Raw genomic sequence first — 10,645 nt, 5'->3', positions numbered from 1 at the left:
GTTAGGCAGCTCTTAGGAAACCATGTGAATATAAGGGAGCAAATTACTAACCCATTGATGGAAAAAATTATAGCAAACAAGAGCGTCGTATCTCGAGCAGAAGTTATAGAAGCTTCTAAAGGGATATCTGCAGCTTTGTGTAATGCATATCAGAGTAGACAGAGTATTATTAAAAACATGAATAGCATATACGACAAAATTAATGCTGGGAACTGCAAGAATCGTGATGATGTTATAAAGTTTTATGGTGATCTGTATAATTTAGCACAAGGAGTGTTTGGTTTGTCAGATTATGCGGATGGTAGATGGTGTACTCATGAGACGGTACATGCAAACCTGAGATTTATATATCTATGCGACTCGTTGGTGAGTTCTATAGATGAGAATCTTGAAAAGATCTTAGCCTGATATAATAGACTCTCCGCATTACGTTCTTTGAGTTACATTTTCTCTTTCGAGGACTAAGCTCTTATTGATTTATTTTGCTTGATTATGCTAGCTTGTATGAAATGCGCTACCAATATAGCGGATACAGGATGATATGGAATGATATAAATTTTTTAATAGAGGTCATAATGAAAAAGACATCAGATGTAAATTTCACAAACAATAAAACTACAACAAAACAGCAAGACAATGGGGGCGTTGAAGAAAAGCAAGTCGTTAGGCAGCTCTTAGGAAACCATGTGAATATAAGGGAGCAAATTACTAACCCATTGATGGAAAAAATTATAGCAAACAAGAGCGTCGTATCTCGAGCAGAAGTTATAGAAGCTTCTAAAGTGATATCTGCAGCTTTGTGTAATGCATATCAGAGTAGACAGAGTATTATTAAAAACATGAATAGCATATACGACAAAATTAATGCTGGGAACTGCAAGAATCGTGATGATGCTATAAAGTTTTATGGTGATCTGTATAATTTAGTACAAGGAGTGTTTGGCTTGGCAGATTATGCAGATGGTAGATGGTGTACTCATGAGACGGTACATGCAAACCTGAGATTTATATATCTATGCGATTCGTTAGTGAGTTCTATAGATGAGAATCTTGAAAAGATCTTATCTTAATATAGTGTATAAACTAGTGTATAAACTTGCGCGGAGTATTTTTTAGAAGCTGCGCGTCTCCGACTTGTGCGTTGCGCGCATAGTAAATACGTGATTTTGTCATATACAACGAGACAGGATGCGCAGCCTTTGCGCATCTCTTGATGGGCTGCTTGCCATGTCCATATCATCTAATACTTCCCCAAATCCCATCTTATTGTTTCTATTTTTGTATAGTCACACTCTGCGTTTGTAGCGTGGGCCACTTCGTCTTTTTGCTAAATTGAACTTCATTCTTCTCCAGATAAATATTCTTGTAATGCGTATATTGCGTCAATTAACTTGGTTGTAGAGCTTGATTATAGCTAGTCAGATAGATAGTTGGCCAGATAGACAATCCTAGGATGATTATAATTAGATGCTATTCAACTTATATAAAATATGTTATCATTAATACTACAGGATTGAATAAATATTGTTAGTATAACGAATATAATCGTGCAGTTAGTCGCATTTATAACACTAAAAAGTGTAGTGAGTGCAAGCTGAATTGCTCTGTTATATAAAACAATTATTGAGAATGCATAGTTTGTTTGAACGAATGTCATGATGTAGAAAGACGTGAGATTCGAATCTCAAAAACAAGCTTATATAAAAGCTTATATGTAGGGTCAGGAAAGCGTTATCGTCAATATTAAAAAACCTGAAATGGAGTATTTTTGAGAATGAATAATTAATTAGTTTAATATGAGAAATTTATGCAACAGTTACAACAGATAAAACAGTTTTCAGAAGAGCCACAACTGCCTCAAGGACAGTATGGGCCACATACCGTTGGCGTAGAAATTGAAGTGTATAGTAATGGAGAGCGGAACTACAGCATCGTTCAAGCACATCTACAACAGATTAAGAACGAAAGAAAGTCGCAGATTATAGGAGATTTAGGGATTGATGAGCTGAAAGATCTTAAACGGGCGCCCAGTACTTCTTACTCATGTAAAATTCAGAAAGAGCATAATGGCGAGCTCGTAGATTTTATGGACGTGATTTTTGATACTGATAGTACAATGTCAAAGGTAGAGTTTATATCGTCTGGGAATAAGCCTGGCGGAGGAATACTTCCATGTAAGCAGTTTTGTACAGCAGATAATAGAGAGAATATTAATACTGCTGTGGATAAATTTGCAGATGCCGTGAAGGAGATGAAGAACGTATGCACAGCAGCGCAGAAATCCGATGAGTATTGCGCTGTAAGCATAGGGGAGTTTACTTATACGTTTCCTAGATACGCTTGGGACAACTTTGGAGTATTATCAAAATCAAATTTTGCAATGCATGTGACGCATACATTTCCAGTTGATGTGAGTCCGGGGGAGCAACGGAAGTTTATAGAATCTGTGATGCCCAACAGTCAGCGCAAAACGTTTACAGACGAGATAACGAAGAAGATGCATAATACGGATGATAGAAACGACTATTGTCCTTGTCCCAAAACTCCATCAGAATTTATAACACCAACAGGAAAGCCATGCGCAAGTAAGGAATCGCGGGAGTATGGGTTAGCCTACCGAGAAGGAAAAGTACTATTTCCAATGTCAAATACCGTGGGAGATATTCGTAAGGACATTAAGCTATACAAAGCAGTATGGGATGAACTATACAAAAAAGTAGAGGATAAACTAGATAAAAAAGTATTGGATGAACTAGATAAAAAACTATTGGATGAACTAGATAAAAAAGTAGGGGATAAACTAGATAAACAAGTATTGGATAAACTATACAACAAAGTAGGGGATAAACTAGACCAAAAAGTATGGGATAAACTATACAAACAAGTAGGGGATGAACTATACAAAAAAGTATTGGATAAACTATACAACAAAGTAGGGGGTGAACTAGACCAAAAAGTAAGGAATAAACTATACAAAGAACTATTGGATAAACTATACAACAAAGTAGGGGGTGAACTAGACCAAAAAGTATGGAATAAACTATACAACAAAGTAGGGGGTGAACTAGACCAAAAAGTATGGAATGAACTATACAAAGAAGTAGGGGGTAAACCACCCGAAGAAGTCGTGAATAAACTACGCGAAAAATTCGTGGATAAACTACGCAACTTCATGCCTGAACAGCATGACAAATTGCAGGCATTGGAGAAGTTAAATAACACAATTGCAGGTTTAGAGAGTTCTATAAAAGGAGTTATAGCACAGAATGAACAGGTTGCTCAGAGCGAATTGCGTGTGTTTAATTCTCCTGAAGAAAAATTGCGCCCTCTTATAGGAACAGAACTGATGCTTGTTGAACATCATGCACCCAGCGACCTCATACGACAGTCTATGCTATTAGGAATAGACGGTCGCAAGCGCAATGATGCTGCACTCGCGAACTGCTTCCAATTATTACAAAAGATCCCATCTGTACAGCAGAAGCAACAGCAACAGCAGGTGCCGCAGAAGCAACAGCAACAGCAGGTGCAGCAGAAGCAACAGCAGCAGCAACAGCAGCAGCAACAGCAGGAGAAGCCGATGAAGGTTGTACTGGGTGGCAGCGATGGTCCGCGTGAGGTGCCGGAGGCGAAGCGGCGCGAACTGAAGCAGCAGCGTCAGGACGAACTGGAGAAGAAGCGGCTTCAGGACAAACAGGAGCGGGAGCAGCGTGAGGCCGAACAGGAGGAGAAGCGGCGTAAGACCAAACTGGAGCAGGAGGCCAAAGCGGAGGCGCAGCGTCAGGCAGCAGAGCAGCGGGTGCGTCAGTGGCGACAGCACAGCCAGCCGCCGCCGGAGAAGACTGTGCAATTAATCAAGTTTGAGAAGACAAATGTGCAGCAGTCGGGAAATGGCAACAAGAAGCAGAATTCAAAGGAGGTTGCCAGTGTTATACAGCAGCAACAGCAGGTGCGGCTTCCGTATTTAGCAAGAACTGGTGTATTTCAAAACCAACAGCAGAATCCAGAGCGGGTTGCCAGGGCTATACAGCAACAGCAGGTGCAGCTTTCGTCATTAAATCAGACTAGAGGCGTATCTCAAAAGCAGCCGCATCAGAATCAGCAGCCAAATAACAAGGTGCCTAAGTTTCCGTTATTATAAATCGCAGATACATCCTAAGGGTGGCATGTGATACAACTAAAGAAAAACGCAACGCCACCCAAACATTGACTCGTCCCAACTTATGCCCTCGTTCATAATATCCTTGGTGAAGAGAGCAATCCTTCCCACCTAGCAAGCACACGCTGAGGTCTTGCGGGGAGACGAAAGCAGCGCGCCACGGTGCCGCGGGCGGCGCTCATCGAGCTTAAGTGCCACAACGCCACGCGCCTACCGCGTGGCGCAACTCCCGTCGAGTACGGCGCTTAGAATTTAAATAAGCGCTTCAAGAAATAAGCGCTTCAAGTTATACAAAAGTCACGCAGTAGCAATAAGCCTCTTGCTAACATATGCGTTATGTTATCAGAAGCCAAAAACCCCCGTCTCACTCATCTACAAAGCCACGAATCGCTGCATCCTATTAACCACCTCATCTCTCCCCACAATAAACATCATATTCACCAAATCCACCCCACCACCTTCGCCAGTCAACGCCATCCTCAGTGGCGGCATGATATTTCCCAGCTTCAAACTCTGCGCCTGCGCAAAATTCTGCAGCTCCTGCTTAATCGCCTGCTCCTCCCACGCTACCACCTCTAAGCAACTAAGCAGCGCGCGCAACAAATCTCGCGCAGTATTCTCCTGGCCATTCGCAGCAACAACAATTTGGTCTAAAACTTCCTTCCGTCCTTGCTCTTGTTCATAAGAAAGCTGCAAGCCCTCCAAATACACAGATGCAATGCGTGGCAGATCTGTAAGCAAACTCGCCCTCGCTTTTATTTGCGCCATCCCTTTTAGAATATTTTGTTCAGATACTTTGCTAATTTTTCCAGCCCCTCCTTCTTCCATTTGCTCGCGAATAGATTGCAACAAGAACTCATGGCTCTCCAATTTGAGATAATGCGCGTTCAAATGCTTCATCTTATCAAAATCAAGGCGCGCAGGAGAAGCCCCCAGCGCTTCCAAATTAAACCAAGACCTAGCTTGTTCTGAGCTAATAATTTCATCATCACCATGGCTCCATCCTAACCGCAGTAAATAATTACATAGAGCCCAGGGCAGATAGCCCATCTGTCTATAAGCATCCACTCCCAATGCCCCATGCCTTTTGGAGAGCTTTGCGCCATCGGGGCCATGTATTAGCGGCACGTGTGACATAGACGGCAATCGCCAATTAAATGCTTGATATATCAAGGCTTGCCGAAATGCATTGGTAAGATGATCATCACCTCTAATAATGTGAGTGATTCCACTTTCTCTATCATCCACAACAACAGCAAGCATATAAGTGGCCATACCATCTTGGCGTAGTAGCACCATATCATCTAATTTAGAGCATTCTATGGTAATCTTACCCTGAACTGTGTCTTGAATAGTAACGTCACCATCCACCGGGCTTTTAAGGCGCACCACCGGCGCTATGTTTTTGGGGTATTCATGAGGTTGCGCGTCACGCCAAGGGCTATGGAACATAAAATCCTCCCCTTTATCTAAAGCAGCTTGACGCTTTGTTGCAATTTCTTCTTGCGATGAGAAACAATAATAAGCTAAGCCATTATTTACTAGGCTTAATGCCGCCTCCTTATACACATCATTTCTTTGCGATTGAAGCAATGGCTCTTCGTCCCATTCAATACCAAGCCAACGCAAATCTCGAAAAATAGCGTCGGTTGCGCTTTGTGTAGATCGAGCGCGATCGGTATCTTCTATACGCAATAAAAATTTGCCATTATGCGCTTTAGCAAATAAATAATTAAATAGCGCCGTGCGTGCTGACCCTATATGCAAATAGCCGGTGGGAGATGGGGCGAAGCGAGTAACAATTTTATTCATATTAATTTAAAATTTAATTTTTAATATAATTTTAATATTTATTTCTTTTGATGTTGAATAATGTTTTTTATTTCGAAGAATTGACTATTAAGCAGAGAGCAAAGTACAAACACTCCAATGCCAAATGCTATTTGCGCAACAACTATTATAGTTTTATACAATACTATCTGCGCTTCAAAACATTCCTGCGTATAAAAGTTAAACGTTATGAGAGCAAGATACATAATAGCCGAAGCAGCAAGGGTATGTAAGGCAAAATTCAGCATGGAACTGCTAGAGGTTTGGCGAACTGTTGGGTTTAGAAGGATGGTAACGTCCTCTTTCTTCTTACAATATAACAAAAGCGCCAATTGCAACCATCCGCCTAATGCTGTGCCTAAAGCGATGCTTAATTCTTGCAGATAGTTTAAACAACAAACGCTAAAGAGTAAATTCACTGCCAAAGAACATAAAGTAATTTTAAAGGGAGCGGAGATATTCTGCCTTGCATAAAAAATATTATTATACATTCTCGTTAATATGAATGCAGGTAAACCTAATGCAAAACACACCACCACCTTACTCACCCTTTGCGTATCAAGAGCAGTAAACATTCCTCTTTCATACACCACGCAAACAATGCGCTGTACGGTTGCTATAATACCAAAACTTGCCGGCAGAGCTAAAAAAATACACAGCTTGATGAGTTTTCTACTGGTGAGCTCCATTGAGCTTAACATATTTTGCGCACGCAATTTAGAAAGAATTGGCAGAGCCAGCGTACCGAGAGTGCCACCAATAATACTGAATGGAAATTGGTATATCCTGTCAGCATAGCTTAAAACAGAGATGCCTCCGATAATAAAACTCGCCAGAGATTGCGAAAGAAAAAGATGTAATTGAGTTGAAGCGGCATTTGTGGAAGCAGGCAGCATCTTTTGTAAAAATTGCATCATTTGCGCGCTATGCGCCGATAGTTGCCATTGTACGCGATAGAGTGGGGTGCGAGTGTATGATAGGTAGATAACGAATAATTGCACGGCTCCCGCAATTGGCATGGCCCATGCTAAAGCTTGCAATATTAATTCATTATTAGGAGCTATAGATGGTATAATCATTATCATTACGCTTAATATTGCAGGGGAAATTGCGAAAGCAAAGAATCGATTATATACATTTAGTACGCAATTGATTAATGCTATGATAGCGATAAATAGTAGATAGGGTAGGGTGATTCTACATAGCAATACCACCTCATTATTACTAGATAAATTAAAACCAGGGGCAATGAGCAGTATAATTTCTGGCATAAAAACTTCCATGATGCATACTAAGATGCATAGTGCCAGACAAAGAAGGATGAGGGTGGTGATGAAAAAAGATTTAGCTTTGGTTTGAGACTCCTCTGTTAGAGAAGAAAAGATGGGAATAAATACGTTAGAAAGAGCGCCCTCAGCAAAAATTTTACGAAAAAGATTAGGTAATCTAAAGGCCAGGTTGATGTAGTCAGATTGCAGGCCAGTCCCTAAAGTCGATGCTATAAATAGCTCTCGAAACAAACCAAAAATTCTAGAAATAATTGTGGCGCAAACTATTTGTAAACCAGAGCGAAGCCAAGCCAAGAAAACACCTCAAAAAACATCTCAAATTTTTATTAAATAAATGTGGCGTTTATCTTAATTTAATACCAAGTTCGCGTAGTTGTTTTTCTGTCACGGTGCTAGGAGCATTCATTAACAAGTCTTGCGCTTGCTGATTAAATGGAAAGGTTATCACCTCCCTAATATTGCTCGCCCCAGCTAGCAGCATCACTATCCTATCTATACCAGGCGCTATTCCGCCATGAGGAGGAGCGCCAAATTTAAATGCTTTAAGCATTCCAGCAAAACGCTCCTCTACCTCCTGGGTGCTGTAGCCAGCTATTTCGAATGCTTTATACATAATTTCTGGCTTATGGTTTCTAATTGCTCCGCTGGATAGCTCAATGCCATTACACACTATGTCATACTGAAAGGCATTTATCTTGAGCAAATCTTCTATGTTTTTAGCATCCTTCAGCACGCGTAACCCACCTTGAGGCATAGAAAATGGGTTGTGGCTAAAGCTTATTTTGCCAGTATCATCTAATTCATAAAATGGGAAATCTGTGATCCAACAAAAATGAAAAACATTTGCATCTATTAAATTTAAATCACGCCCTAGCTTGTCTCGCACTTTACCGGCAATTTTCGCGCATTTTTCGGCGAGATCGCATGAAAAGAATATAGCATCGCCATTCTTTAGTTTATGTTGAGACATTAAACTCTCGAGCGCTTCCCGTGAAAGAAACTTAGCGATAGGCCCCTTCCCTCCTTGTTCATCAAATTGAATGTAAGCTAAACCAGATGCGCCTTCTTGCACTGCAAACTCAATCATTTTATCAAAAAAACTACGTGGATGACTAGCGCATCCTGGAGCCGGTATGCCGCGTACCACGCAACCTTTAGCTATTGCATTGGCAAAAATGGTGAAGTTTGAATCTTTAAAAACGGATGTATCATCAGCAATTTCGATAGGATTTCGTAAGTCAGGTTTATCTGAGCCATATTTCAGTATCGCGTTGGTATACTCTATCCTTTGGAATGGATATGGCGAAACCGTCTTGCCATTAGCAAAGGTAGTGAATAACTCATGCATCACTGGTTCAATAGCAGCAAAGACATCTTCTTGTGTTACAAAAGACATTTCTACATCTAGCTGATAGAATTCTCCGGGTGATCTATCCGCCCTCGCATCTTCATCTCTAAAGCATGGAGCGATTTGAAAGTATTTATCAAAACCAGCAACCATAAGCAACTGTTTAAACTGCTGTGGGGCCTGAGGTAGCGCATAAAATTGTCCTGGATGTAATCTGCTTGGCACTAAAAAATCACGCGCACCCTCGGGAGAGCTGGCCGTGAGAATGGGGGTTTGGAATTCAAGAAATCCACTTCTGTGCATCAGATCGCGAATTTTCGCTATAATCTGACCCCTAAGCATGATGTTTTTCTTCAGCTCTAGTCTACGTAGATCTAAAAATCTATATTTTAACCTCAAATCCTCTGGTAAATCCTGCTGCTCTGCATTTACTGGAAAGGGTAGTTGCTGAGCTTCAGACTCTATATGCACTTGCGTTACTAACACTTCCACTTGCCCCGTATCTAAGCCAGTGTTTATTGTTTCGCTAGATCTTTCCTGCACTTTACCAACAATAGTGATTACGCTTTCTAAGCGCAAACGACTCACTATATCTAATAATTCCTGATTCTGATCGGTAAATAAAAGCTGCACTATGCCAAAATGATCGCGCAGATCGATAAAAAGCAAGTTACCATGATCTCTCCTGCGATAAATCCAACCAGAAAGCTTCACCTCCTCCGAAACATGCTGAATATTGAGCTGGTTGCAATTATGAGTGCGATAAGGATGTGGGGTAGAGCGCATAAGTATTATTAGATGGTTGCGTATAAAAAAATAAACAAAGCGAGAAGAAAGAAAAGAATTTACTTTGTTTGAAGATGGGGCGAATGACCGGACTTGAACCGGCGACATCCAGAATCACAATCTGGCGCTCTAACCAACTGAGCTACACCCGCCATATAATAATATACTCTTGCGTTTAAAGAAATTTAATGCCGTGAGCGTGAAAGAGATCTGTGCTTGGTGTATTTTGCTTCTATAACAAAACTTTTAAATTTTTGTTTTGTCTAGAAAGTATAGCAATTCTGAGCATTTAATGGCATTAACGCTCTCATTCTCACCCTTATTACAAGGGGGAGTGGTGAATTGCCATTGATATTCTAACGCCTAAAAAACACATCAACCTTCAAGAAAACTATACCAATTCCACCCTGCGCTGTCAAGCACGGATTTGGCGTGATTTTTGCTATTCCTAACTAGACCTGTTGTGTAAGTGAGAATATATCGCCTAATGATAGAAAGAAGTCTTGGTTTTTCAAGACAGAAGGTATATATGTAGTTTATTTCAACACAAAACTACTCCATATATGGCAATATCATACACAAAAATCAGGAAACATCCAAGAATTTTTTTAAGATTATTTATATATAATAAGATAATTGTTAAAAGACGTATAAAAGTTGAAAATATTATCGCTCAACTTAAAAACTTTCGCATTTTATCGAATCGTTACCGTAATAAATGCAAAGCGTATAACTTAAAGTTTAATATTATAGCTGGAATTATTAATTTCAAAAATAGACCTCTTGCGTAAGTATATAGAATTGGAAATTACTTACAGGGGGGTTGATATTTTTTATAAAGCGTGTATAGAACTTGATTTTTAACCAACAAGAGACTATACACAATGGGACCGTTGCGAGATGAGATTTTAGAAAATTTTGTATTTTGTAGTTAAAATTTTTGTTTGAGTGATTTTATAAGGATTTTGCTATTAAAAACTTCATAGTTTTTTAGTCAAATCAGAAATTAATCTCATTTTTAGCTGTTTTAGTTTTGTTATAAGCCTAAATAGATGTATTTTTACCTGTTTTATGCAGCAAGGACGGTTAAACGCTTTAAATTAAAACAGATCGCATTCATAAATTCAGCAAATTGATTTTTTGCTATTCCTACATATCGCAGTCGTTTATTATCCTGAGCAAACACCCTTTCGAAAGGAGATCTAATGTAAGTATAATAGCGGTCGAGATCAA

At 40.0% G+C, this 10,645-nt stretch carries 7 protein-coding genes and 1 tRNA gene; 4 read left to right on the top strand and 4 right to left on the bottom strand.

Annotation, left to right across the window (positions count from 1 at the left end; translation table 11 throughout):
- The 3 genes from Sarmat_RS04605 to Sarmat_RS04595 form a co-directional block, all read left to right on the top strand.
- Positions 1-408 (top strand): hypothetical protein (locus Sarmat_RS04605; protein ID WP_207187041.1); only part of this gene is annotated, 408 nt, incomplete at its 5' end.
- A gap of 167 nt (positions 409-575) precedes the next feature.
- Positions 576-1,070, top strand: a complete 495-nt coding sequence (locus Sarmat_RS04600) for a hypothetical protein (protein ID WP_202149643.1) — start codon at positions 576-578, stop codon at positions 1,068-1,070.
- A 737-nt stretch (positions 1,071-1,807) separates the two neighbouring features.
- On the top strand, positions 1,808-4,141 hold the full coding sequence (locus Sarmat_RS04595) for a hypothetical protein (RefSeq protein WP_202149642.1): 2,334 nt from the start codon (positions 1,808-1,810) through the stop codon (positions 4,139-4,141).
- Between the two features lie 390 nt (positions 4,142-4,531).
- Here Sarmat_RS04595 and gltX read toward each other — a convergent pair whose 3' ends face one another.
- The 4 genes from gltX to Sarmat_RS04575 form a co-directional block, all read right to left on the bottom strand.
- The gene (gltX, locus tag Sarmat_RS04590; protein ID WP_202149641.1) at positions 4,532-5,971 is read right to left on the bottom strand and encodes a glutamate--tRNA ligase; all 1,440 of its coding nucleotides are present in this window, start codon (positions 5,969-5,971) and stop codon (positions 4,532-4,534) included.
- A 38-nt stretch (positions 5,972-6,009) separates the two neighbouring features.
- Positions 6,010-7,572: a murein biosynthesis integral membrane protein MurJ gene (murJ, locus tag Sarmat_RS04585; protein WP_202149640.1), complete on the bottom strand. Its 1,563-nt coding sequence runs from the start codon at positions 7,570-7,572 to the stop codon at positions 6,010-6,012.
- Between the two features lie 49 nt (positions 7,573-7,621).
- Positions 7,622-9,412 (bottom strand): aspartate--tRNA ligase, encoded by a 1,791-nt coding sequence (gene aspS, locus Sarmat_RS04580; protein ID WP_202149639.1) that lies wholly within the window; start codon positions 9,410-9,412, stop codon positions 7,622-7,624.
- Positions 9,413-9,487: 75 nt separating this feature from the next.
- A tRNA-His gene (locus Sarmat_RS04575) sits at positions 9,488-9,564 on the bottom strand.
- A gap of 411 nt (positions 9,565-9,975) precedes the next feature.
- On the opposite strand from Sarmat_RS04575, the gene Sarmat_RS04570 reads away from it, so the two are divergent.
- On the top strand, positions 9,976-10,203 hold the full coding sequence (locus Sarmat_RS04570; protein WP_202149638.1) for a hypothetical protein: 228 nt from the start codon (positions 9,976-9,978) through the stop codon (positions 10,201-10,203).
- Positions 10,204-10,645: the final 442 nt, after the last annotated feature.

The sequence above is a fragment of the Candidatus Sarmatiella mevalonica genome (assembly GCF_016751895.1).
In the GTDB taxonomy this organism is placed as follows: Bacteria; Pseudomonadota; Alphaproteobacteria; order Rickettsiales; family Rickettsiaceae; genus Sarmatiella; species Sarmatiella mevalonica.
Note: the sequence above shows the minus strand (reverse complement) of the source record. Positions and strands in the feature narration are given on the sequence as shown.